1 protein-coding gene is annotated in these 575 nt (G+C 39.7%); it reads right to left on the bottom strand.

Going from position 1 to position 575, the window contains the following annotated elements; genetic code table 11:
* On the bottom strand, positions 1 to 575 hold a 575-nt coding region (locus ACEO2X_RS14085), incomplete at both ends, for an IS200/IS605 family accessory protein TnpB-related protein (protein WP_286379110.1).

Genomic DNA, 575 nt, shown 5'->3' with positions numbered 1-575 from the left:
TCAAGGACTAATTCGCACTCTGTTAATGTCTTGTTGCCAAGCGTGTAACTAGAGCCTGAGTCGGTCAGTTCCGACTTGTAGCGGTCAGTCCGTTCTTGCAATATACGCTTTACAGTTTTGTAAGGCGTATAACGACTTATCTCATTGTCGTTTAATCTTGCAAGCACGTTTCTCGCAGCATTCCAATCAGCTTGCACAACTTCCCCATTGAAACGGTGAAAACGATCTCCCTTACGTGTACCTATTAAAAGGCCATGCAAGAAAGAATCACTTTGCGAAGTATATGCAGAATTGACTAGATGCACCGTAGAACCTCTACGGTGAGATATAGAAGTTAGGGCATTAGCTAACAAACCTTTAGCCCATGTATTTAAGCGTCTATTGGTGTTTTTGCCATAGTTGCGTTTACTTTGAATTGGGGATGTTAAATCTTCCGCAACAATCACTTTGGCTTTATCAACCAACTTGTGAGTTGCTGTAAATATTAATGTTTTGAGCTTTGCTTTTTGAGTATCTTGTCGCTTATCTAGTTTTTTTCGACCTAGATTATTTAACTCAATTTTCTGTTTCTTGTG

It is taken from the genome of Acinetobacter sp. AL9, from assembly GCF_041464035.1.
Taxonomy (GTDB): Bacteria; Pseudomonadota; Gammaproteobacteria; order Pseudomonadales; family Moraxellaceae; genus Acinetobacter; species Acinetobacter towneri.
This window is presented reverse-complemented; position numbering and strand designations above follow the sequence as displayed.